21 protein-coding genes, 6 tRNA genes and 1 other RNA gene are annotated in these 23,187 nt (G+C 51.0%); 11 read left to right on the forward strand and 17 right to left on the reverse strand.

The window, feature by feature from the left end; all coding sequences use genetic code 11:
* Nucleotides 1-39 precede the first annotated feature (39 nt).
* Both cysM and pdxK read left to right on the forward strand, forming a co-directional pair.
* Complete coding sequence (gene cysM / locus ABU190_RS00770) at nucleotides 40-954, forward strand: cysteine synthase CysM (protein ID WP_296415818.1); 915 nt, start codon at nucleotides 40-42, stop codon at nucleotides 952-954.
* A 2-nt stretch (nucleotides 955-956) separates the two neighbouring features.
* Complete coding sequence (gene pdxK / locus ABU190_RS00775) at nucleotides 957-1,793, forward strand: pyridoxine/pyridoxal/pyridoxamine kinase (RefSeq protein WP_354690107.1); 837 nt, start codon at nucleotides 957-959, stop codon at nucleotides 1,791-1,793.
* A 48-nt stretch (nucleotides 1,794-1,841) separates the two neighbouring features.
* Here pdxK and crr read toward each other — a convergent pair whose 3' ends face one another.
* From crr to cysZ, 5 genes are all read right to left on the reverse strand, one after another.
* The gene (crr, locus tag ABU190_RS00780) at nucleotides 1,842-2,351 is read right to left on the reverse strand and encodes a PTS glucose transporter subunit IIA (RefSeq protein ID WP_039079736.1); all 510 of its coding nucleotides are present in this window, start codon (nucleotides 2,349-2,351) and stop codon (nucleotides 1,842-1,844) included.
* Nucleotides 2,352-2,391: 40 nt separating this feature from the next.
* Nucleotides 2,392-4,119 (reverse strand): phosphoenolpyruvate-protein phosphotransferase PtsI, encoded by a 1,728-nt coding sequence (gene ptsI / locus ABU190_RS00785; protein ID WP_193794048.1) that lies wholly within the window; start codon nucleotides 4,117-4,119, stop codon nucleotides 2,392-2,394.
* Between the two features lie 44 nt (nucleotides 4,120-4,163).
* Entirely contained in the window at nucleotides 4,164-4,421 is a 258-nt protein-coding gene (gene ptsH / locus ABU190_RS00790; RefSeq protein ID WP_039079738.1) for a phosphocarrier protein Hpr, read from the reverse strand.
* 382 nt (nucleotides 4,422-4,803) lie between these two features.
* Nucleotides 4,804-5,775 (reverse strand): cysteine synthase A, encoded by a 972-nt coding sequence (gene cysK, locus ABU190_RS00795; protein WP_193794047.1) that lies wholly within the window; start codon nucleotides 5,773-5,775, stop codon nucleotides 4,804-4,806.
* Nucleotides 5,776-5,916: 141 nt separating this feature from the next.
* Nucleotides 5,917-6,678, reverse strand: a complete 762-nt coding sequence (gene cysZ / locus ABU190_RS00800; RefSeq protein WP_354690108.1) for a sulfate transporter CysZ — start codon at nucleotides 6,676-6,678, stop codon at nucleotides 5,917-5,919.
* Nucleotides 6,679-6,908: 230 nt separating this feature from the next.
* Here cysZ and zipA point away from each other — a divergent pair, with 230 nt between their 5' ends.
* The 3 genes from zipA to ABU190_RS00815 all read left to right on the forward strand — a co-directional run bounded on the left by zipA (nucleotide 6,909) and on the right by ABU190_RS00815 (nucleotide 10,201).
* On the forward strand, nucleotides 6,909-7,898 hold the full coding sequence (gene zipA, locus ABU190_RS00805) for a cell division protein ZipA (RefSeq protein WP_354690109.1): 990 nt from the start codon (nucleotides 6,909-6,911) through the stop codon (nucleotides 7,896-7,898).
* A gap of 71 nt (nucleotides 7,899-7,969) precedes the next feature.
* Nucleotides 7,970-9,985, forward strand: a complete 2,016-nt coding sequence (ligA, locus tag ABU190_RS00810; RefSeq protein ID WP_354690110.1) for an NAD-dependent DNA ligase LigA — start codon at nucleotides 7,970-7,972, stop codon at nucleotides 9,983-9,985.
* On the forward strand, nucleotides 9,986-10,201 hold the full coding sequence (locus tag ABU190_RS00815) for a DUF3820 family protein (RefSeq protein ID WP_039079743.1): 216 nt from the start codon (nucleotides 9,986-9,988) through the stop codon (nucleotides 10,199-10,201).
* On the opposite strand, the gene ABU190_RS00820 is transcribed toward ABU190_RS00815, so the two are convergent.
* Nucleotides 10,198-11,187 (reverse strand): bile acid:sodium symporter family protein, encoded by a 990-nt coding sequence (locus ABU190_RS00820; RefSeq protein WP_354690111.1) that lies wholly within the window; start codon nucleotides 11,185-11,187, stop codon nucleotides 10,198-10,200. The two genes, ABU190_RS00815 and ABU190_RS00820, sit on opposite strands and share 4 nt — an antisense overlap.
* 89 nt (nucleotides 11,188-11,276) lie before the next feature.
* Here ABU190_RS00820 and ABU190_RS00825 point away from each other — a divergent pair, with 89 nt between their 5' ends.
* Nucleotides 11,277-12,206, forward strand: a complete 930-nt coding sequence (locus ABU190_RS00825) for a LysR substrate-binding domain-containing protein (protein ID WP_354690112.1) — start codon at nucleotides 11,277-11,279, stop codon at nucleotides 12,204-12,206.
* On the opposite strand, the gene ABU190_RS00830 is transcribed toward ABU190_RS00825, so the two are convergent.
* The 6 genes from ABU190_RS00830 to ABU190_RS00855 form a co-directional block, all read right to left on the reverse strand.
* The gene (locus ABU190_RS00830) at nucleotides 12,197-12,580 is read right to left on the reverse strand and encodes a FlxA-like family protein (protein ID WP_296415766.1); all 384 of its coding nucleotides are present in this window, start codon (nucleotides 12,578-12,580) and stop codon (nucleotides 12,197-12,199) included. The two genes, ABU190_RS00825 and ABU190_RS00830, sit on opposite strands and share 10 nt — an antisense overlap.
* A gap of 360 nt (nucleotides 12,581-12,940) precedes the next feature.
* Nucleotides 12,941-13,078, reverse strand: a non-coding RNA gene (locus tag ABU190_RS00835) — RtT sRNA.
* Between the two features lie 94 nt (nucleotides 13,079-13,172).
* Nucleotides 13,173-13,248: transfer RNA gene (locus ABU190_RS00840), tRNA-Lys, on the reverse strand.
* Nucleotides 13,249-13,252: 4 nt separating this feature from the next.
* Nucleotides 13,253-13,328, reverse strand: a tRNA-Val gene (locus ABU190_RS00845).
* 46 nt (nucleotides 13,329-13,374) lie between these two features.
* Nucleotides 13,375-13,450, reverse strand: a tRNA-Val gene (locus ABU190_RS00850).
* Between the two features lie 44 nt (nucleotides 13,451-13,494).
* A tRNA-Val gene (locus tag ABU190_RS00855) sits at nucleotides 13,495-13,570 on the reverse strand.
* Nucleotides 13,571-13,828: 258 nt separating this feature from the next.
* On the opposite strand from ABU190_RS00855, the gene gltX reads away from it, so the two are divergent.
* Nucleotides 13,829-15,244, forward strand: coding sequence for a glutamate--tRNA ligase (gene gltX, locus ABU190_RS00860; RefSeq protein ID WP_354690113.1), 1,416 nt, complete (start codon nucleotides 13,829-13,831; stop codon nucleotides 15,242-15,244).
* Between the two features lie 45 nt (nucleotides 15,245-15,289).
* Here the strand turns inward: gltX and ABU190_RS00865 are convergent, their stop codons facing one another.
* Both ABU190_RS00865 and ABU190_RS00870 read right to left on the reverse strand, forming a co-directional pair.
* Complete coding sequence (locus tag ABU190_RS00865; RefSeq protein WP_296415745.1) at nucleotides 15,290-15,685, reverse strand: YfeC-like transcriptional regulator; 396 nt, start codon at nucleotides 15,683-15,685, stop codon at nucleotides 15,290-15,292.
* A gap of 1 nt (nucleotide 15,686) precedes the next feature.
* Nucleotides 15,687-16,049 (reverse strand): YfeC-like transcriptional regulator, encoded by a 363-nt coding sequence (locus tag ABU190_RS00870; protein WP_039079749.1) that lies wholly within the window; start codon nucleotides 16,047-16,049, stop codon nucleotides 15,687-15,689.
* A 220-nt stretch (nucleotides 16,050-16,269) separates the two neighbouring features.
* Here ABU190_RS00870 and ABU190_RS00875 point away from each other — a divergent pair.
* The 3 genes from ABU190_RS00875 (at nucleotide 16,270) to ABU190_RS00885 (ending at nucleotide 18,877) form a co-directional block, all read left to right on the forward strand.
* Nucleotides 16,270-16,345 (forward strand) — tRNA-Ala (locus tag ABU190_RS00875).
* A 40-nt stretch (nucleotides 16,346-16,385) separates the two neighbouring features.
* A tRNA-Ala gene (locus ABU190_RS00880) sits at nucleotides 16,386-16,461 on the forward strand.
* A gap of 214 nt (nucleotides 16,462-16,675) precedes the next feature.
* Nucleotides 16,676-18,877, forward strand: a complete 2,202-nt coding sequence (locus tag ABU190_RS00885) for an EAL domain-containing protein (RefSeq protein WP_354690114.1) — start codon at nucleotides 16,676-16,678, stop codon at nucleotides 18,875-18,877.
* A gap of 27 nt (nucleotides 18,878-18,904) precedes the next feature.
* Here the strand turns inward: ABU190_RS00885 and ABU190_RS00890 are convergent, their stop codons facing one another.
* A complete protein-coding gene (locus ABU190_RS00890) occupies nucleotides 18,905-20,092 on the reverse strand; it encodes a NupC/NupG family nucleoside CNT transporter (RefSeq protein ID WP_354690115.1) in 1,188 nt (395 codons plus the stop codon).
* A gap of 351 nt (nucleotides 20,093-20,443) precedes the next feature.
* On the opposite strand from ABU190_RS00890, the gene ABU190_RS00895 reads away from it, so the two are divergent.
* Entirely contained in the window at nucleotides 20,444-21,682 is a 1,239-nt protein-coding gene (locus ABU190_RS00895; protein WP_271849638.1) for an Nramp family divalent metal transporter, read from the forward strand.
* Nucleotides 21,683-21,742: 60 nt separating this feature from the next.
* Here the strand turns inward: ABU190_RS00895 and ypeC are convergent, their stop codons facing one another.
* Both ypeC and mgrA read right to left on the reverse strand, forming a co-directional pair.
* Complete coding sequence (gene ypeC / locus ABU190_RS00900) at nucleotides 21,743-22,075, reverse strand: DUF2502 domain-containing protein YpeC (RefSeq protein WP_039079752.1); 333 nt, start codon at nucleotides 22,073-22,075, stop codon at nucleotides 21,743-21,745.
* A 113-nt stretch (nucleotides 22,076-22,188) separates the two neighbouring features.
* Nucleotides 22,189-23,187 carry an L-glyceraldehyde 3-phosphate reductase gene (mgrA, locus tag ABU190_RS00905; RefSeq protein WP_354690116.1) on the reverse strand — a complete coding sequence of 333 codons (999 nt, stop codon included), beginning with the start codon at nucleotides 23,185-23,187 and terminating at the stop codon, nucleotides 22,189-22,191.

Here is a 23,187-nt window from a genome sequence, read left to right on the forward strand (position 1 = left end):
AGCGAATGCGCGACCGGGCTTTTTTATTGGACAGGGTGAGTGAACAATACATTAGAGCAAACCATCGGCAACACGCCGCTGGTCAGATTGCAACGTCTTGGGCCCGATAATGGTAGTGAGATCTGGGTTAAGCTGGAAGGGAACAATCCGGCGGGTTCGGTCAAAGACAGAGCCGCGTTATCGATGATTGTGCAGGCGGAAAAGCGCGGCGAAATCAAACCGGGCGATGTCCTGATCGAAGCGACCAGTGGCAACACTGGTATTGCTCTGGCAATGATTGCTGCGCTGAAAGGCTACCGCATGAAATTGCTGATGCCGGACAACATGAGTCAGGAGCGTCGCGCCGCGATGCGCGCCTATGGCGCAGAACTGATTCTGGTCACCAAAGAGCAGGGTATGGAAGGCGCGCGTGACCTGGCGCTAGCCATGGCTCAGCGCGGCGAAGGCAAGCTGCTGGATCAATTTAATAATCCCGATAACCCCTACGCACACTACACGACCACCGGGCCAGAAATCTGGCAACAAACGGCGGGGCGAATTACCCATTTTGTCTCCAGCATGGGGACGACCGGGACTATCACTGGCGTATCACGTTTCCTTCGCGAGCAAGAAAAAGCGGTCTCCATTGTTGGCTTACAGCCGGAAGAGGGGAGTAGCATTCCGGGCATTCGTCGCTGGCCTGCGGAGTATATGCCGGGCATTTTCAATGCTTCGCTGGTGGATGAGGTGCTGGATATTCATCAGCGTGATGCGGAGAATACCATGCGCGCGTTGGCGGTACAGGAAGGTATTTTCTGTGGTGTGAGTTCGGGCGGCGCGGTTGCTGGCGCACTGCGCATTGCGAAAGCAAATCCGGGAGCGGTCATTGTTGCTATCATTTGTGATCGTGGCGATCGTTATCTCTCAACGGGCGTATTTGGCGAAGAAAGCTATTCACAGGGAGCAGGGATCTAAGTATGGAAATGATCTTATTCAGGGACAAAACCCGTGCGCAGCAGACCGATATCGTTGCTGTACAGTCGCAAGTTGTCTATGGCAGCGTAGGCAACAGTATCGCGGTACCGAACATCCGTCAGCATCGTCTGAGCGTGACGGCAGTGCCTACTGTGCTTTTCAGTAATACACCCCATTACGATACCTTTTATGGCGGCATCATTCCTGACGAGTGGTTCAGCGGCTATTTGCAGGCGCTGGAAGAGCGCGATATCTTGCGCGAACTGAAAGCGGTAACAACAGGCTATATGGGTAGCGCCAGCCAGATTGCGCTTCTGGCGCAGTGGTTAAAAACGCTAAAAGAGAAGCACCCAAATTTGCCGGTGCTCGTCGACCCTGTCATCGGCGATATCGACAGTGGTATGTACGTGAAGCCTGAAATTCCCGAAGCCTATTGCCAACATTTGTTGCCGCTGGCTCAGGGGATTACGCCCAATGTTTTCGAGCTCGAAATTCTGAGCGGTAAACGGTGCCGTGATATGCAAAGCGCGGTGGAGGCAGCGAAAGGACTGCTCTCTGATACCTTGCAATGGATTGCCATTACCAGCGCGCCAGTCCCTTCTGATGATAACTGCATCCATGTGGTTTTGGTGAGGAAGGAGAGCGTTGAAATAAGTTCTCACCCGCGTATTGCAGCGGATTTAAAAGGGACCGGGGATCTGTTCTGCTCTGAACTGGTCAGTAATATTGTCCAGGGGAAACCGTTGGCCGAGGCGGTAAATGGGGCGGGGGCGCGCGTGACTGACGTTATGCGTTATACGCTGGAGAAAGGCTACGATGAGCTGATTCTTCCGGCGTAACAAACAAAAATGGCACCGCAAGGGTGCCATTCTTATATGCATTAAGAATTACTTCTTAATACGAATAACCGGGGTTTCACCAACGGTAACGCTACCGGTCAGTTTAATCAGTTCTTTGATTTCGTCCATGTTGGAGATAACAACCGGAGTCAGGGTAGACTTGGCTTTTTCTTCCAGCAGCGGCAGATCGAATTCAATAACCGGGTCGCCGACTTTCACGCGCTGACCTTCTTCTGCGATACGTTTGAAACCTTCGCCTTTCAGTTCAACGGTGTCGATACCGAAGTGAACGAACAGTTCAATGCCGCTATCGGATTCGATAGAGAAGGCATGGTTGGTTTCAAAGATTTTGCCGATAGTACCGTCAACAGGCGCTACCATTTTGTTGCCAGTTGGTTTGATAGCGATGCCATCACCAACGATTTTCTCAGCGAATACAACATCCGGAACATCTTCAATGTTGACGATTTCGCCGGAAAGCGGAGCAACAATCTCAATGGTTCCAGTGTCTTTTTTATCATCAGAAACCAGAGATTTCAGTTTATCGAACAAACCCATGATCTTCTCCTAAGCAGTAATTTGGGCCGCATCTCGTGGATTAGCAGATTGTTTTTTCTTCAATGAACTTGTTAACCAGCGTCATTAACTCGTCCGTTGTCGGTTGGGCAAGAGCCTGCTCTGCTAAAACCTTCGCATCTTCGAAGTTAGTATTGCGAATAATCTTCTTAATGCGCGGGATAGAAATGGCACTCATACTGAATTCATCCAGACCCATCCCCAGCAACAGAAGTGTAGCACGTTCGTCGCCTGCAAGCTCACCACACATACCGGTCCACTTACCTTCTGCATGAGATGCATCAATAACTTGCTTGATGAGAGTCAGTACAGACGGCGACATCGGCTGGTAAAGATGTGAAATCATATCATTACCACGGTCAACTGCCAGAGTGTACTGCGTTAAATCATTGGTACCGATACTAAAGAAATCAACTTCTTTGGCTAAATGACGAGCAATAGTGGCGGCAGCAGGGGTTTCGACCATCACGCCAACTTCAATTGTCTCGTCAAAAGCTTTACCTTCGTCACGCAGTTCCTGTTTGTAGATTTCGATCTCTTTTTTGAGTGCACGCACTTCTTCAACAGAGATGATCATCGGGAACATGATGCGCAGTTTACCGAAAGCGGAAGCACGCAGAATCGCACGTACCTGGTCGCGCAGGATCTCTTTGCGATCCATGGCGATACGCACTGCACGCCAGCCCAGGAACGGGTTTTCTTCTTTCGGGAAATTCATGTATGGCAGCTCTTTGTCGCCGCCAATGTCCATGGTACGAACGATAACGGCCTGAGAACCACAGGCTTCGGCAACCGCTTTGTATGCTGCAAACTGTTCTTCTTCAGTCGGCAGGGACTCGCGGTCCATGAACAGGAATTCGGTACGATAGAGACCTACACCTTCCGCGCCGTTACGCTCAGCACCTGCGACGTCGCGCACGGTACCGATGTTGGCACAGACTTCGACCTGATGGCCGTCCAGCGTGATGGCTGGCAGGTCTTTCAATTTAGCCAGTTCGGCTTTCTCTTCGGCTACCTGAGCCTGCGTGCTACGCAGTGTCTCAATTTCTTGCTCAGTCGGGTTAACGTATACTTTGTTATTAACCGCATCGAGAATCAGATAGTCGTCATTTTTTACCTGAGAGGTGACGCTGCCGGTACCCACAATCGCAGGCAGTTCCAGAGAACGCGCCATGATGGAGGTGTGGGAAGTACGGCCACCCATGTCAGTAATGAAACCGAGGACCTTGTTCAGGTTCAACTGTGCGGTTTCTGACGGGGTCAGGTCAGCGGCAACCAGAATCACTTCGTCCTGAATGGCGCTCAGGTCGATGATAGGCATGCAAAGAATATTGCGCAGCAGACGCTTACCGATATCACGTACGTCAGCCGCACGTTCTTTCAGGTATTCATCGTCCAGCTCTTCAAGGGCAGTCGCCTGACCTTCGATAACTTCATGAGCCGCCGCGTCGGCAGTCATGTGCTTATCTTTAATCAGGGCTATGATTTCCTGCTCCAGCTCCTCATCTTCGAGCAACATAATGTGGCCTTCGAAGATGGCTTCTTTTTCTTCACCGAAAGTTTCGCCAGCTTTCGTTTTGATCGCTTCAAGCTGCGCTGATGCCTTGGCACGACCGCTCAGGAAACGCTCAACTTCCTGGTCAACCTTATCGGCAGAAATTTTTTTCCGGTCAATGACGATTTCGTCTTCTTTCAGCAGAAGTGCTTTGCCAAAAGCGATACCCGGGGATGCTAAAATGCCTGAAATCATAACCCTACCTTACTTGTGACTGATCTTTAAAAGAACCCGGAAAATTACTCGAGTTCTGCCATCAGTTTAACCAGATGTTCAACTGCTTTTTGTTCGTCTTCGCCTTCTGCGGTCAACGTCACGACAGTACCCTGAGTCAGGCCCAGAGTTTGCAGTTTGAACAGGCTTTTTGCGCTGGCGCTTTTGCCGTTGGAAGTCACAGTGATCTCAGAAGTGAAGCCTTTCGCTTCTTTAACAAACTGAGCAGCAGGGCGGGTGTGCAGACCGTTCGGAGCGGTAATGGTAACTTCTTGCTGGAACATTGTATTTCCCCAACTTATAGGTTTAGTGTTGTGGAACTAAAGTCTAGCCTGGCGGCTGGACTTTAGCCTGTATCGTTAGCGCCGGCGTTACGGTATACGACTCAGAAGCGTGGAAAACACGATCCGGTGCTGGCGCTTCTGGCCTTTGACGTTTCGCACGTCATTAAACATTATGCAGCGAAAGCGAGAATTGAACCAAATCATAAAATCGATTCAGCTTCGTGAAATCAGAAACCGATTAATTTCGCGCATCAAAATAAATGTGATGGTTAAATACCAGACCCGAGGAGTCTAATCAATGCCAGGAGGGGTGAAACTTTGATGTGCTCCACAAAAAAGCACCTTCTCAGGTGCTTTTTTGCGCTTTTTTAACAATCTGGCATCACTGTTGCAGTTCTTTTTCAGTAAACAGATCGGCAAACAACGCGGTGCTCAAATAACGCTCACCAGAGGATGGCAGGATAACCACAATATTCTTGTTAGTAAAGGTTTCGTCTTCCTGCAGTTTCAGTGCAGCGGCGACGGCAGCACCGGAAGATATGCCCGCAAGAATACCTTCTTCTTCCATCAGACGGCGTGCAGTACTGATCGCTTCTTCATTGGTAATTTTCACCACTTTGTCGATCAGTTTTAAATCAAGGTTGCCCGGAATGAAACCAGCGCCAATCCCCTGGATTTTGTGCGGACCAGGTTTCAGCTCTTCGCCCGCCAGCGCCTGGGAGATAACCGGGGAGTCGGATGGCTCAACCGCTACGGTGATCAGATCAGATTTGCCTTTTGTGCCTTTAATATAGCGAGACACGCCGGTCAGCGTACCGCCGGTGCCCACGCCAGAGATAAATACGTCCACCTGACCGTCGGTATCTTCCCAGATTTCCGGGCCCGTGGTTTTTTCATGAATTTCCGGGTTAGCCGGATTGCTGAACTGCTGCAGCAGCAGATATTTAGAGGGATCGCTGGCGACAATTTCTTCCGCTTTCTGAATCGCGCCTTTCATGCCTTTCGCGCCTTCGGTCAGCACCAGATTCGCGCCCAGCGCTTTGAGCAGCTTACGGCGTTCGATACTCATGGTTTCAGGCATTGTCAGGGTCAGTTTGTAACCGCGGGCTGCGGCAACGTATGCCAGTGCGATACCGGTATTACCACTGGTCGGTTCAACCAGTTCAATACCCGGTTTCAGCACGCCGCGTTTTTCGGCATCCCAAATCATATTGGCACCGATACGGCATTTAACGCTGAAGCTCGGGTTACGGGATTCTACCTTTGCCAGGATGCGTCCATTACCGATGCGGTTCAGTCGAACCAGCGGCGTGTGACCGATAGTCAGCGAGTTATCTTCAAAAATCTTACTCATGGCCTGTCCTTAACTGTATGAAATTTGGGAACCACCCCAGCATACCCACTTACTGTCCCTGGGGAAGTAAGGAATTCGCATATCTATATGCTGAGCCGAAATAATGGTAACCAGTATGGAATAAGAACCGGAATAATTCCTTTAGTGCCAGGCGGCGTTCTTTTCGCGATAACAGTCGACCCACATTGCTGTTGCACCGCAGACTGCAACTGGCATCACGACCAGATTCAATACCGGAATCAGGGTGAACAGGCTGGTAAGCGCGCCAAATTGCATGTTCGTTACCTTACGTGTCCGCAAGGCGACGCGCATCTCTTTGAACGGCACTTTGTGATTATCAAACGGGTAATCACAGTACTGGATGGCCAGCATCCAGGCGCTGAACAAAAACCACAGCACAGGCGCGACGGTTTGACCAATACCCGGAATGAAATAGAGCAGTAATAAGACGAGCGCGCGTGGCAGATACCAGGCAAGCTTCTGCCATTCGCGCTTCATAATACGCGGGATATCTTTAATGATGGCGGACACGCCGGCATCGGGCGGCGTCGCGCCGGTCAAGCGAGCCTCAAGCTGTTCAGCGAGCAGGCCATTGAACGGCGCGGCAATCCAGTTGGCGATAGTGGAGAAGAAATAGCTGAACACCAGCAGGATTGAAACAACCGCAATTGGCCAGAGCAAATAGCTGAGCCAGTGTAGCCAGCCAGGAACATGGCTCATAAGCGCGGGGATCCAGTTGTCGAGGCGGGTAAACAGCCATGCAAAAGCGCCCCCCATCAATATGATATTGACGAGAAGCGGCAAAATGACGAAACGGCGAATGCCCGGCAGCGTAATGAGCTTCCAGCCTTGAGAAAAATAGAAAACGCCGCTGCGTGATGAGGTTGGGGAAGATGAAACCATAGCCGGGCAATACTCCTTTTATTACAGCCAGAAAAGCAAAAACCTATATTATCTGTTCGCAGGTGAAAAAACCCGTTCGGAAATGTTCGAAAAAACAGCAAAAAGCACAATTTCGTTCATCTTTATGCTGTGAAAGGCATGTGTACACTTGCACTTGACGTAATCGGCAAATACTCTTAGTGAGTAAATGTTTGCCGTGTTGGCAAGGTGTTAGAACAACAGAGAATATAATGATGCAGGATTTGCGTCTGATATTAATCATTGTTGGCGCGATCGCCATAATCGCTTTACTGGTTCACGGTTTCTGGACCAGTCGTAAAGAACGTTCCTCAATGTTCCGCGATCGACCGTTAAAACGTATGAAGTCGCGACGTGACGACGATGACGCCTACGACGAGGATGTCGAAGAAGATGACGACAGCGTGGGCGAAGTCCGCGTTCATCGGGTAAACGCGCCGCCAAAAGCGGGAAGTGAACCTGAGGCTCCGCGTCAACAGCCACAGCATCAGTATCAACCTCCGTACGCGTCGGCGCAGCCTCGTGCAACTGCTGCCCCTGCCCGCCATGAAGAGCGCCAGGCGCAGCCGTCTGCTCAGCCGGCACAGCGTGCGCCGCAGGTGGAGCCGCAGCAGCCCGTTCAGGGGCCGCGTGAGCGCGAATTTGCTCAGCCTGTGGCACCTGCACAGCCACAGCAACCTGCGTTTACGGCGGCACAGCCGTCGCATCATGAACCTGTCGCGCAGCCTGAGCCTGAACCTGAGCATATTGAAGAAGCCCCGGTTGCGGAAAAACCGCAGCGTAAAGAGACGGTCATTATTATGAACGTCGCGGCGCATCAGGGTAGCGCGCTACAGGGTGAGCTATTGCTCAACAGTATTCAGCAGGTTGGTTTCAAGTTTGGCGATATGAGCATTTTCCATCGCCATCTCAGCCCGGACGGTAGCGGTCCTACGCTGTTTAGCCTGGCCAATATGGTTAACCCAGGAACATTTGATCCGGAGCGGATGAGCGAGCTCACCACGCCTGGTATCACCATGTTTATGCAGGTGCCATCTTACGGTGACGAGCTGCAAAACTTTAAACTGATGCTGCAAGCCGCGCAGTACATTGCTGATGAAGTTGGCGGCGTGGTGCTTGATGATCAGCGTCGTATGATGACACCGCAGAAGCTGCGTGAGTATCAGGACAGAATCCGTGAAGTCAGGGACGCAAACGCGTAACGGCCACGGTTGCTTCGTTATTTCCCCAGAACCCCCGCCCGTCGGGGGTTTTTTATCATTGATGGTGCGACATGGAATCAATCGAACAAAAGCTCACTGAACTACGAACCACTCTTCGCCATCACGAATATCTTTATCATGTCATGGATACGCCTGAGATCCCGGATGCGGAATATGACAGGTTGCTGCGTGAACTCCGCGAGCTTGAGGCGCAGCATCCTGATCTCATCACGCCGGATTCACCCACACAGCGTGTGGGTGCCGCGCCGCTGGCCTCATTTAGCCAGGTACGCCATGAAATCCCGATGCTGTCGCTTGATAACGTCTTCGATGAGCAGAGCTTTCTTGCCTTCAATAAACGCGTTCAGGATCGACTGAAAAGTACCGATGCGCTCATCTACTGCTGCGAGCTGAAACTTGATGGCCTGGCTGTCAGCATCCTCTATGAAAACGGCGTGCTGGTGCGTGCCGCAACCCGTGGCGATGGGACGACCGGTGAGGACATTACCACCAACGTACGCACGATCCGCGCTATTCCGTTGAAACTGCATGGCGAGAATATTCCGGCGCGTCTGGAAGTGCGTGGTGAAGTTTTCCTGCCCCAGGCCGGGTTTGAAAAAATTAACGAAGAAGCGCGTCGCACCGGAGGCAAAGTGTTTGCTAACCCACGTAATGCGGCGGCTGGCTCTCTGCGTCAGCTTGATCCACGTATTACGGCGAAGCGACCACTTACTTTCTTCTGTTATGGCGTGGGCGTGCTTGAAGGCGGTGAACTGCCCGATACCCACCTCGGACGCTTGCTGCGCTTTAAAGAGTGGGGTTTACCGGTCAGCGACAGAGTGACGCTGTGCGACTCGCCGGAGGCGGTGCTGGCTTTTTATCACAAGGTAGAAGAGGGCCGTCCGACGCTGGGCTTTGATATCGATGGCGTGGTTATTAAGGTCAATTCACTGGCGCTCCAGGAACAGCTTGGTTTCGTCGCTCGCGCGCCGCGTTGGGCGGTGGCTTTCAAATTTCCAGCCCAGGAGCAGATGACGTTTGTTCGTGACGTCGAATTTCAGGTGGGGCGTACGGGGGCAATTACCCCCGTTGCGCGGCTGGAGCCGGTACATGTCGCAGGCGTGCTGGTGAGTAATGCCACGTTGCACAATGCGGATGAAATTGCCCGTCTTGGTCTGCGCATTGGCGATAAAGTCGTGATTCGTCGTGCGGGCGATGTGATTCCCCAGGTGGTCAATGTGGTGGAGTCTGAGCGTCCTGATGGGACCCGGGAAATCGTATTTCCAGCCCACTGCCCGGTATGTGGTTCGGATGTAGAGCGCGTGGAAGGCGAAGCGGTTACTCGCTGTACCGGGGGGTTGATTTGCGGCGCACAGCGCAAAGAAGCACTGAAACATTTTGTCTCCCGCCGGGCAATGGATGTTGACGGGATGGGCGATAAGATTATCGACCAACTGGTGGAAAAAGAGTACGTCCATACGCCTGCCGATCTGTTCCGTCTGACGGCAGGTAAGCTGACAGGTCTGGATCGTATGGGACCGAAATCGGCACAAAACATAGTCAATGCATTAGAAAGTGCAAAAGAGACCACATTTGCCCGTTTCCTTTACGCGCTGGGTATTCGTGAAGTAGGAGAAGCCACAGCGGCGGGGCTTGCGGCGTACTTCGGTACGCTGGAGGCGCTGGAAGCGGCTTCCATTGAGGAACTGCAAAAAGTACCCGATGTAGGCAAAGTGGTCGCGGCGCATGTCTTTAACTTTTTTGCCGAAGAGAGCAACCGCGATGTGATCGGCCAATTGCTGGCAGAGGGTGTACGCTGGCCTGCGCCGGTCGTTATTAACGCCGAAGAGATAGACAGCCCCTTTGCCGGTAAAACCGTAGTGCTGACCGGTAGCCTGAGCCAGATGTCGCGCGATGATGCCAAAGCCCGCCTGGTTGAGCTTGGCGCGAAAGTGGCAGGCAGTGTGTCGAAAAAGACGGATCTGGTTATCGCCGGTGAGGCCGCGGGTTCCAAGTTGGCGAAAGCACAGGAGTTAGGCATTGCGGTGATTGATGAAACGGAAATGCTACGGCTGCTGGGTGCGTAAATGGAAAAAGAACAGCTTATTGAGATTGCGAACACTGAGATGCCATTCGGGAAGTATCAGGGGCGGAAGCTGATTGATTTACCTGAAGAGTACCTGCTGTGGTTTGCCCGTAAGGATTCGTTTCCTGCCGGGCATCTGGGCGAACTTATGCAACTGGCTTTGCTGATTAAAACGGAGGGGCTGGCCCATCTGGTGCAGCCCCTGAAACGCCGTTAAGCTTTCGCCGTTTCCTGTGCCTGCAGTTTTTCTGTCTGGCGTTTGTAGCGACGTGCCAGCACTGCACAGACCATCAGCTGGATTTGATGGAAAATCATCAGTGGCAGCACCATCATCCCTATCACTGATGTCGGGAACAGAATGTTGGCCATCGGGATACCGTTGGCCAGACTTTTCTTGGAGCCGCAGAATACGATAGTGATTTCATCCGCTTTATTAAACCCGAGTTTACGGGCTGCGAAGATATTAATTGCGATAACAATCGCCAACAGAACCATGCTGAACACCACGATAAACAGCAGTGAACCTACGCCTACCTTGTGCCAAATCCCATTAACAACGGCTTCGCTAAACGCGGAATAGACAACCAGCAGAATGGATGTTTGATCGGTTTTCGAAATCCACTTCTTATTACGCGCTACCCACGCGCCCGTCCACCGGCGTGACAGATGTCCCAGGACAAAGGGCAGCAACAGTTGCAGCATAATTTTGCCAACCTGTTCCAGGCTCCCGTCAGCGCCATGCAGATTCATTAGCAGGCCAACCAACAGTGGGGAGAGAAAGATGCCTAACAGGCTGGAGGCGGAAGCGGAACAGACGGCGGCCGCGACATTTCCTCCGGCAAGTGAGGTAAAGGCAATAGCCGATTGTACGGTCGCCGGCAGAATACACAGATAGAGGAAACCGGTGTAGAGCTCCTGGCTCACATTGACGGGTGACCACCAGACAAACAGTACCCCTAAAACGGGAAATAAAACGAAAGTGCTGCACATCACCCACAGATGCAGTCGCCAGTGGCTCCCCCCGGCAATAATCGCTTCACGAGACAATTTCGCGCCATGCATAAAGAACAGCAACGCAATGGCTGCGGTGGTCAGCCCTTCAAAGAAGGGAACAAAACCGCCACGGGCCGGGAAGAAGGTGGCCAGCAGAACGGTACACACCAGCGTCAATGTAAAAGGGTCAAGGACACGAAAAAGTTTCATAAACACTCCTGAAATTCGGTGCCAACAGTTTGCGTTTTTTGTTTTGAGAAATAAAATTAATTTATTGAATCCATATATGAATTTATTAGATGAATTATTCGTTGCGACAGCTTCGTGTCTTTGTCACGGTAGCACATGCCAGAAGTTTCAGCCGGGCAGGGGATATTATTGGGTTAAGCCAATCGGCAGTGAGCCACAGCGTAAAAGAACTGGAGCTGCAGACCGGAGTCCGATTACTCGATCGTACTACGCGTGAAGTGGTGCTGACAGAAGCCGGGCAGCAGCTCGCAGCCAGACTGGAAAGATTGCTTGAGGAACTGAATAACACGCTGCGTGACGCCGGACGTGTGGGGCAGCAGTTATCCGGTACAGTGCGTGTGGCGGCAAGCCAGACGATTTCGGCTCATTTGATTCCGCAATGTATTGCGCAGAGTAACCGTCTCTATCCGGAGATCGATTTTATGTTGCATGATCGGCCACAACAGTGGGTACTGGAGAGTATTCGCCATGGTGAAGTGGACTTTGGCATCGTTATCGATCCCGGTCCGGTGAGTGATTTGCAGTGCGAAGAGATCCTGGAAGAGCCGTTCTTTTTGCTCTGTCGTCACGATCACGCCTGGGCGACATCGCAAACCATACCCTGGTCAGCACTGCAAGACTCACGTCTTGTGGTTCAGGACTACGCTTCGGGCAGCCGCCCATTGATTGATGCCGCCCTGGCACAATTTGGCATCACAGCCGCTATCGTTCAGGAGATAGGGCATCCGGCCACATTATTTCCAATGGTAGAAGCGGGGATTGGGATTAGTATCATGCCCGCGCTGGCGTTACCGTTGCCGCAGGGGAGCCAACTGTGTGTGAAACGCTTAAAGCCAGAGATTAAACGTAAGATCATGCTGGTGCAGCGAAAAAATCGTTCGCTTTCGGGAGCCGCGCAGGCGATATGGGATGTGGTGCGTGAACAGGCCCGGTGTTTGAACCAGGCCCGGGAAGACGACCCGCTATTCCATCAGATGTAAATATCGATCTGGTTGTTGTCAGAAGGGGTGTTAACACCTTCTGGTTTAACAGCGGACTGGCTCTGTTTTTCGTCATTTTTTTTCTGCGCTTCCTCTGCCTGTTTATATTCCAGTTGGGCCAGTTGCGCTTGTAGCTGTTTGATCTCAGCCTGTAGCAGCTCCCGCTGTTTCTGGCTGTCAGCATCGGCACTGCCTGATGTCGCGAGATCTTTCAGTTGCTGACTCAATTTAGAGATTTGCTGCATAATGTTACTGATCTGCGAAGCAATATCGCTGTTTGAGGAAGACGAGCCGCCGGTGCTACTGGTGCTGCTTTTGCCACCACTGATGCTGCCGGAAATCACAGTTGATGTGGTTGCCTGAATTGTTGTCATTTTTCTCTCCTCTCTAGCCCAAAACACCATTACGGTGGAAAAGTACCGCTGGCACGTGCGGATCCGTACCGCGCTCAGGGTATTATATCTCTATATTAAGCATAAATTATGGCAAAGCGTTATCAGACCTGCCTGCAGATAACTTAATAGTTTTATTGTTTTTACTGTATGGGATAAGTTGGTTTTTTCGACTGGCTTTTTGGTGTTTTTAAAGGGTTTATTATCTTGCCAGGTAGGGCGAGTTTAATGGTTTTTATTCTTTCCTGTTCCTGGGCAGAAGAGTAAGTAACAAAGTGCGTGTCGGAAGAAGAACGGTATATTGCAGATAGCAAAAAAGCGCCGCCAGCGCCATTTTTACATTGGTGGGTCGTGCAGGATGACTCGGCTTTGCCTCGCCCTTCGGGTCGTCGCCGCAAGCGGCTCCGTTGTCTCACTACGTGAGACTCGAACCTGCTGCAGGTGTACTCGTCTCATCCTGAGACTCACCCTTCGGGTCAACGCTATCGCGTTGTTCAAAATTGTTCCCGACAATTTTGTCGAATCTTGTATATTGCAGATAGCAAAAAAGCGCCTTTAGGGCGCTTTTTTACATTGGTGGGTCGTGCAGGATTCGAACCTGCGACCAATTGATTAAAAGTCAACTGCTCTACCAACTGAGCTAACGACCCGAAGTGGTGGGTGATGACGGGATCGAACCGCCGACCCCCTCCTTGTAAGGGAGGTGCTCTCCCAGCTGAGCTAATCACCCACTTCGGTACTTCATATTGTTGTAAGAAATCTAGCTGGCGAGAAAGTGGTGGGTGATGACGGGATCGAACCGCCGACCCCCTCCTTGTAAGGGAGGTGCTCTCCCAGCTGAGCTAATCACCCACTTCTCAATTTCTTACATTACACGGCGGAGACTACCTAAGTAGTGGTGGGTGATGACGGGATCGAACCGCCGACCCCCTCCTTGTAAGGGAGGTGCTCTCCCAGCTGAGCTAATCACCCCCGCTGTGTGGAGTCGCATTATAGGGAGAGTTGAAAATGAGTCAACGCATTTTCAAAAGAAATTGTTCGTTCGTCGTAAAATTAAACAAACCGCTGTTGAATCGAGCGTGGGCGCATGATTTATATACAAAATACATATAGAAGCTCGTGATTGCGGCAACAACATTGAGGAATCACCCCACAGTGATAGAATATTGCGACCTCAATTTTCCAGGATTTGCCGGTTGTCGGCATATTTATCAAACGTAAGGCCTTTTCATGAAAATCAAAACTCGCTTCGCGCCAAGCCCGACTGGCTATCTGCACGTCGGCGGTGCGCGTACTGCTCTTTACTCCTGGCTTTTTGCACGTAATCACGATGGTGAGTTCGTGCTGCGTATTGAAGACACCGATCTTGAGCGCTCAACGCCAGAAGCTATTGAAGCCATTATGGATGGCATGAACTGGCTGAATCTGGAATGGGACGAAGGTCCGTATTTCCAGACCAAACGTTTTGATCGCTACAACGCGGTTATTGATGAGATGCTGGAAGCGGGCACTGCTTATAAATGCTATTGCTCCAAAGAGCGTCTTGAAGCGTTGCGTGAAGAGCAGATGGCGAAAGGTGAAAAACCGCGTTATGACGGTCGCTGCCGCCACGGTCACGAACATCATGCGGCTGATGAGCCATGTGTTGTTCGTTTTGCTAACCCGCAGGACGGTTCCGTTATATTTGACGACCAGATCCGCGGGCCGATCGAATTCAGCAACCAGGAGCTCGACGATCTGATTATTCGTCGTACAGATGGATCTCCGACCTATAACTTCTGCGTGGTTGTCGACGACTGGGATATGCAGATCACACATGTGATCCGTGGTGAAGATCATATCAACAACACACCGCGTCAGATCAACATCCTGAAAGCACTGAATGCACCGGTGCCGGTTTATGCGCATGTATCCATGATTAACGGTGATGACGGTAAAAAGCTCTCCAAACGTCATGGCGCGGTCAGCGTGATGCAGTATCGTGACGACGGCTACCTGCCGGAAGCCTTGCTGAACTACCTTGTCCGCCTGGGCTGGTCGAGCGGCGATCAGGAGATTTTCTCCCGTGAAGAGATGATCAAGCTGTTCTCACTTGGCGCGGTGAGCAAATCTGCGAGTGCGTTTAATACCGATAAACTGCTGTGGCTGAACCACCACTATATCAACACCCTGGCGCCTGAGTATGTGGCGACTCATCTGCAGTGGCACATTGAGCAGGAAAATATCGACACCCGCAACGGTCCGCAACTGGCGGATCTGGTGAAACTGTTGGGTGAGCGTTGCAAAACTCTGAAAGAAATTGCGGCAAGCTGCCGTTACTTCTATGAAGATTTCGCTGAATTTGATGCTGATGCCGCGAAAAAACACCTGCGTCCGGTCGCACGTCAACCGCTGGAAGTGGTGCGCGATAAACTCGCCGCGCTGGCTGACTGGACTGCGGAAAACGTGCACCACGCGATCCAGGCAACGGCTGATGAGCTGGAAGTAGGGATGGGGAAAGTCGGTATGCCTCTGCGCGTCGCCGTAACGGGGGCAGGGCAATCTCCTGCACTGGACGTTACTGTGCATGCGATTGGTAAATCCCGTAGCATTGAGCGTATCAACAAAGCGCTGGATTTTATTGCTGAGCGCGAAATCCAGCAGTAAGACGGCACATAAAACGAAAACGGCAGGTTTTACCTGCCGTTTTTTTTACTCCGCATCTATTGCCGTAATGCCAAGTCTTTGTAGAAAACCCTGAATTCCTTCGCGCGCGAGCAACACCACCAGCCGTTCTTGCTCAAGCGGCGTCATGTTTTGCAGCATGCCATTAATTTTCAAAAGCGCCGAGGTCTGTTTATCAGCCTCATAGTGTGGAAAAGGCTCAGCCAGCGATGCCGGGGAGTGGCGTTGGCGCATGGTGGGTGTTTTCATAATGAAATGACGAACATTCTTATCGATATGGATAAGACGCGCACGACCGCCTTTTACTCCGGGCAAATTCTCGGTGGACCATTTTTGCTCGCGGATCCAACGATTCACCGTCTGTTTTGCCACGCCGAGAAAATCCGCCAATTCCTCAGTCGTCATTTTATCAGGTAGTTTCATCTTATTTCTGTTCACGAATACCCAGACGAGACAGTAAACCGGTAATGCCGTCGCGAAGTAACAATGAGGAAAGCTGTTTCTGTTCGGGCATTGTCATCTCTTTGGCCAGCGTCAGAAGCAGTGTTTCCAGAGTAGGGTCTTTAGCAGTAAGAGAAGAGAACGTTATTTCATGAGCTGAGCGTTGGGCATTGCGGATAAATTCACGGACCTGCTCATTAACATGCACCAGCCGGGCTTTGCCACCCTGTACGCCTGGTTTAGGGGAAGTGACCCAGCCTTCTTTACGCACCCATTTGTTGATGGTCTGGCGGCTGTAACCGGTAAGTTTCGCGAGCTCTTCCGGGGTCATTCGTTCCTTGAGCATGTTATTTCCAGAGTGGTTGTAGGGATAATTAGTGAATAATGTTATAGCATCATTTTATGCGAAAATGTGACATGTTTAACTACTGGCTGCGAGATGTTTCGCAATGTCTTTCATTTGCATGCTTTTTCAGCGATTGATTGCGACCAGATAATTTTGCCGTTGACACCTGGCGAGGGAATTCATATTATGCCGCCCGTCAACACGACACGCTTTACGCGATGGGGCTATAGCTCAGCTGGGAGAGCGCTTGCATGGCATGCAAGAGGTCAGCGGTTCGATCCCGCTTAGCTCCACCAAATCCTCCACCCAGGTGGTTTGGTGCGTAAAGAACATTGTGGGGCTATAGCTCAGCTGGGAGAGCGCTTGCATGGCATGCAAGAGGTCAGCGGTTCGATCCCGCTTAGCTCCACCAAAATTTGAACCCTCGCTACGGCGGGGGTTTTTTATTTCCCTGTTTTGTCTCCTCATGTAAATCCTTTTCAGGTTTCAGTAAGAAATTATGGGTTTATTAATGCTATCGGCATAGTACGGTATGCGTTGGCTTTATATGTTGATTCGCGATGCGAATAAACATATTATCCGTGCCTGACAAAAAATGAACAGGTGAGATCAATTTATTAACGATAATGAAATCTAAATTATACATACATAACCAAAAATTTATTATTGCGCTGATTATGTGTCTTATTGCGGTGCCAGTATCCCGTTATATCTCACCACGAGCAATTATAGATTCCAGTAACGTCTATCTCGCCTGGCTTCCGTTGAGCGTTATGTTTGCAATGCTGTTTATATTTGGTCGCCACGCCATCCTGCCAATTATTATCAGTTTTGCTATCGCTAACGAATGGCTATTACCTCTGCCATTTAATCAGGCTGCTATATTGCTGTTCTGCCAGACTTTCCCGGTTTTTGCCGTATGTGCCATTGTCCGCTGGAAAATAGGTATACGCTGGCGTCACGGCCTCCCTAATAAAAATATGGCGCTGCGGATCTTCTGGATGGGGTTTGTCGCTCCGGCAGGGATTAAATTCTCCATGTATATGGCGGGTCAGTATTTCGTCTTTCCGGACCATCTGTCGGGTTACTTTGGTTCTGCGTCAGAAGTCTATTCTATTGTTGATATTCAAAGCCTTATCTGCGCGTCGCTGATTTTCACGATGATGTTTTATTATCCATTAAGGATGATTATCAGCCCGCGCTATGCACGCCTGTTTTGGCGTAAAAGCTTTAAACCCTGTTTTACGAAAAAGAAACGATTATTCCTTTCGTTATGGATGGCCTCGCTGATAGCTATCCTCACTGTTTTGTGTTCGCCTTATCATTCCGATTTTGTTGCGGGGTATCTTGTTCCACTTATTTTTATTCTCTTTACGCTAGTTATCAGTAAATTAAGTTATCCGTTAATTATGCTGAGTTGGGCGGTATCTGCTTTTGTGCTGGCTGCCTATAACCGCAATTTTCTGCATGGGGTTAACACGGAATACTCGCTGGCATTTGTTATGTCGGTGCTGATCTGTTTTACCATATGTTTAATTTATATGACCCGTATATATCATCGTAGTGTATGGATCAGAAAACGCTGGCGGGAGCAGGCATTAACCGACCCGTTGACAGGTTTACCTAATTTACGTGCGCTGGAATTGCATCTGGAGAAAAATAAGAATCAGATTGTCTGCTGTTTTCATATGAAAAATCTGGAGTTTTTAAGCCGGCATTACGGAATGATGATGCGTGTCTATTTTAAGCGTAGCGTCACTCATGCATTGCGCCCATTGTTACAGCCAGGGGAATTATTGTTCCAGTTGCCTGGCTGTGAATTACTGTTGGTACTGGATGGTCCACAGGCTGCCGATCGCTTGCAGCACATGCTTGATTTCCTCAATAGCCAGCGCTTTCACTGGCAAAATACCAGCCTTGATGTCGAGTTTGGCGCCTCATGGGGAGACGTGAACGGTGCGGGAGAAGCGCTACACCATACGTTAGGGCAGTTGAGCTGGCTCTCTGAACAGGCTTGTACCACCCCTCAACCGCTGGCGTTGACCAACAGCCTGGCCATAGTGACTGACCAGACGACTGAGCGCGTAATGCTGCTTAATAAGGTTAAACGTGCGCTGGATGAACGCACACTGCAACTGTATGCTCAGCCCATCCTTGACGCGCAGGGGCAGGGTTATCATGAAATCCTCACGCGTCTTGTCAGCGATGGCGAGGTGATGAACCCGGCGCACTTCATTCCTGTGATTGCGCAGTTTAATCTCAGCACCCGCTTCGACATGCAGGTCATTGAAACCTTGCTGCAATGGATGCAGGCAAATCCGCAACCCGGCGATAAACCACGTCAGCGCTTCTCAGTAAACCTGATGCCACTGACGCTGATGCAAAAAGATTTTGCCGCAAAATTACTGAAGCTCTTCGCGGCTTACGCGATCTCTTGTCGTGAAGTCATTATCGAAATTACCGAAGAGCAGGCCTTTTCGCATTCTGAATTCAGCGTGAAGAACATTCAGCAATTGCGTCAGGCCGGTTTTAAAATTGCCATTGACGACTTTGGTACAGGGTTTGCCAATTTCGAACGGTTAAAGCGTCTGGAGGCAGATATCATCAAGATTGATGGCTGCTTTGTGCGGGATATTGCTCACGATCCGCAGGATGTGATGATTGTGAAATCCATTTGCGAGCTGGGAAAAGCGAAGTCACTGACGGTGGTGGCGGAATATGTCGAGACAGAGGAACAACGCGCGTTGCTGTTGAATGCCGGGGTGAATTATCTGCAGGGATACTTACTGGGGAAACCGCAGCCATTAGTCGCGGCTGGGAAGGCGTAAACCGGGGTTGCCCCCGGTTTATCTGAATTACAGTACCAGTGCCGCGATAGAGGCGGACAGGACGCTCACCAGCGTTGAACCGTAAACCAGTTTCAGACCGAAGCGGGAAACCACGTTGCCTTGCTCTTCGTTCAGGCCTTTGATCGCACCAGCGATAATACCGATAGAAGAGAAGTTAGCGAAGGAAACCAGGAAGACAGACAGGATGCCTTCCGCACGCGGAGACAGGCTGGATGCGATTTTCTGCAGATCCATCATGGCCACGAATTCATTGGAAACCAGTTTGGTTGCCATGATACTGCCCACCTGCAGCGCTTCTGAGGACGGTACACCCATTACCCAGGCAATCGGGTAGAAGATGTAGCCCAGAATCCCCTGGAAGGAGATGCCGAGAATGGCAGCGAACAGGGCGTTCAGACCAGAAATCAGAGCGATAAAACCGATCAGCATCGCCGCAACGATAATCGCGACTTTAAAGCCCGCCAGAATATACTCGCCCAGCATTTCGAAGAAGCTCTGTCCTTCATGCAGGTTAGACATCTGCAGGTTTTCTTCGCTCTCATCGACGCGGTACGGGTTGATCAGGGACAGCACGATAAAGGTACTGAACATGTTCAGTACCAGCGCCGCGACCACATATTTCGGCTGCAGCATGGTCATGTACGCGCCAACAATTGACATCGAAACGGTAGACATCGCGGTAGCCGCCATGGTGTACATGCGGTTGCGGGACATTTTTCCAAGGATATCTTTGTAAGCGATGAAGTTTTCAGACTGACCCAGAATTAAGGAGCTGACTGCGTTAAACGATTCCAGTTTACCCATGCCGTTGATTTTGGACAGGACGGTACCGATAGCGCGAATAATAATTGGCAGTACGCGGATATGTTGCAGGATACCGATCAGCGCAGAAATGAAGACAATCGGGCAGAGCACTTTCAGGAAGAAGAATGCCAGACCTTGATCGTTCATTTTGCCGAAGACGAAGTTTGTCCCTTCGTTGGCAAATCCGAGCAGTTTTTCAAACATCTCGGAGAAGCCTTTCACAAAACCCAGACCCACGTCAGAGTTCAGGAAGAACCAGGCAAGCAAGACTTCGAGCACGAGCAGTTGGACAACAAAGCGAATGCGGATTTTTTTGCGGTCACTGCTTACAAGTAATGCAAGCAGCGCCACAACGGCAAGCGCCAGAACAAAGTGCAGAACGCGGGACATATTTGCTCCAAATATGAGACGGGTAGAAATTTCGTGCACATTCTATGTAACAAGCGGAAAGAAAACGAGATCAAACACACAGTATATTAATGACCTGTGACCAGACTCAAAAATAGTGATCCACCATACATTTCTGTTATGTTAAGTAAAAGAATGAAAAGTTGCACTGTAATGCTAAACTCTTAACAAGACGGTGTGATTTGCATCTCATCGTTCCCGTCTTAAAAACATCCGGCCCGTCATCGTTTCTGACTATCGAAGAAATCAATCGAACCTACTCTAAATGAACTTGATAATCATTCTCATTTTGGTAGCATGAAACATAGCAAAGGCTATATTTAGGGGCAAGAAATGAACAACAGTCGCGTTGAGAGTAGCAGTGGACGTGCAGCGCGCAAGTTAAAGCTCGCGTTAATGGGACCTGCGTTCATTGCGGCGATCGGGTATATCGATCCGGGTAACTTCGCCACTAATATTCAGGCCGGGGCCAGCTTCGGTTACCAACTGCTGTGGGTGGTTGTCTGGGCAAACCTGATGGCCATGCTGATTCAACTGCTGTCAGCAAAGTTAGGGATTGCCACGGGTAGAAACCTCGCAGAACAAATTCGCGACCATTACCCGCGTCCGCTGGTCTGGTTCTACTGGGTACAGGCGGAAATTATCGCCATGGCTACCGACCTTGCCGAGTTTATCGGCGCCGCCATCGGTTTTAAGCTGATCCTCGGCGTGTCGCTGTTACAAGGTGCGGTACTGACCGGTATTGCCACTTTTTTAATTCTGATGCTGCAACGCCGCGGACAGAAACCGCTGGAAAAAGTGATTGGCGGGCTGCTGCTGTTTGTTGCGGCGGCTTATATCGTTGAGCTGGTTTTCTCACGTCCTGAACTGGCTCCGCTCAGTAAAGGCATCTTGATCCCAAGCCTGCCGGGTACCGAAGCCGTATTTCTTGCCGCCGGCGTGTTAGGGGCAACAATCATGCCGCACGTGATTTACCTGCACTCCTCATTGACCCAGTATCTGCATGAGGGAACGCGCCGCGAGCGGTATTCCGCGACCAAGTGGGATGTGGGGATCGCGATGACTATCGCCGGTTTCGTCAATCTGGCGATGATGGCGACTGCCGCTGCCGCATTTCACTTCAATGGTCATACCGGCATTGCCGATTTGGACGAAGCCTATTTAACGCTTGAACCGCTGCTCAGTCATGCGGCGGCTACCGTGTTTGGCCTGAGTCTGGTGGCAGCCGGACTTTCCTCTACCGTGGTAGGGACGCTGGCCGGGCAGGTGGTGATGCAGGGGTTTGTGCGTTTCCATATTCCATTATGGGTACGCCGGACCATCACTATGATGCCATCGTTTGTCGTTATCCTGATGGGGCTTGATCCCACACGCATTCTTGTGATGAGTCAGGTACTGCTTAGTTTCGGCATCGCCCTGGCGCTGGTGCCATTGCTGATCTTTACCAGTGACCGCGCGTTAATGGGGGAGCTGGTGAATACGCCGACGGTCAAACGCGTTGGCTGGCTGATTGTGATCCTGGTGGTGGCGCTAAATGGCTGGCTGCTGGTGGGAACCGCTTTAGGGATATAACGCTAAACACTGCCAAAGAAAAAGGAGCGCATGCGCTCCTTTTTGCTTATAGCCTGTTTGTTAACGCCAGTGACCATGGCCGTGACCACGTCCCGGGCCGCGACGATCATCGCGATCATTCCAGCCTTCACGGTAACCACGTTCGTAAGCATCACGTTTATCCCAGCCACGGTGGTAGCCACGGTCATGCATACGCCAGCGATGGTCACGCCATTCGTAATTACGATGCCAGTAGTCGCGGTCACGCCAGCGTCCGCCGTCCCAATAATTGCCGTAATTGTCGCGATCGCCAATTTGCAATTTTACAGAAGGCAGCAGTGTTATTTCGCCAGCGTTAGCGACCAGCGGGGCACATGCCATTAATACTGCTGCGAGAATCAGTGACCTGAACATAATTTTCTCCTTCACGATCGGGTCTGTTGCAGCAATATTATGTAACGTTTATGCCCGCATCTTCGGCGGAACTCCTAAATCCGTAATGACAGCATTTTTTGCTAAAAGTGCTGCTATTTTGCGCTGTTCAGGATCGCGTCAATGTCGGCGCATTCCGCTTCGCTGAACTGGCGATTAGCCAGCATGCCGACGGCGTCATCGAGCTGGCTGGTTTTACTGGCACCAATTAGCACGGAGGTCACTTTCTCCCCGCGCAGAACCCATGCCAGCGCCATTTGCGATAATTTTTGCCCACGGGCAATCGCCAGATCATTCAGCTTGCGGACCTTTGCCAGCTTTTCATCTGTAATCTGATCGGGATTGAGGAAACGGCTGCCGCTGGCGGCACGTGAATCTGCCGGAATACCATTCAGATACCGGTCGGTAAGCTGTCCGCCTGCCAGCGGCGAAAACGCAATGCTGCCGACCCCTTCTTGTTGCAGCACAGTCAACAGTTCGTCTTCCACCCAACGCTCGAACATCGAATATTTGGGCTGATGGATAAGGCAGGGCGTGCCCAGATCATTGAGTATCTCAATGGCCTGGCGCGCCAAATCGGCCGGGTAATTCGACAGACCGACATACAGCGCCTTGCCCTGGCGGACAATGTGGTCCAGCGCCCGCATGGTCTCTTTCAGCGGCGTTTCTGGGTCCGGACGGTGGTGATAGAAGATATCGACATAATCGAGCCCCATCCGGCGCAGGCTTTGATCGAGGCTGGCAATCAGATATTTGCGTGAACCCCAGTCGCCATAGGGGCCATCCCACATGGTATAGCCTGCTTTGGTCGAGATGATCATTTCATCCCGGTAAGGCAAGAAATCTTCCTGTAGCAGACGACCAAAATTGCGCTCAGCAGAACCGGGAGGCGGCCCGTAATTATTGGCGATATCGAAATGGGTTATTCCCAAATCGAAAGCATGTCTGAGTAGCTGACGGCTATTTTCAATGAGTGTGGCATCGCCAAAGTTATGCCACAGTCCAAGTGAGATTGCCGGAAGCTTAAGACCACTGTCACCGCAGCGGCGAAATTCCATTTTCTGATAGCGATCCCCGGAGGCCAGATAAACCAT

It is taken from the genome of Phytobacter sp. RSE-02, from assembly GCF_040578655.1.
Lineage (GTDB): Bacteria > Pseudomonadota > Gammaproteobacteria > Enterobacterales > Enterobacteriaceae > Phytobacter > Phytobacter diazotrophicus.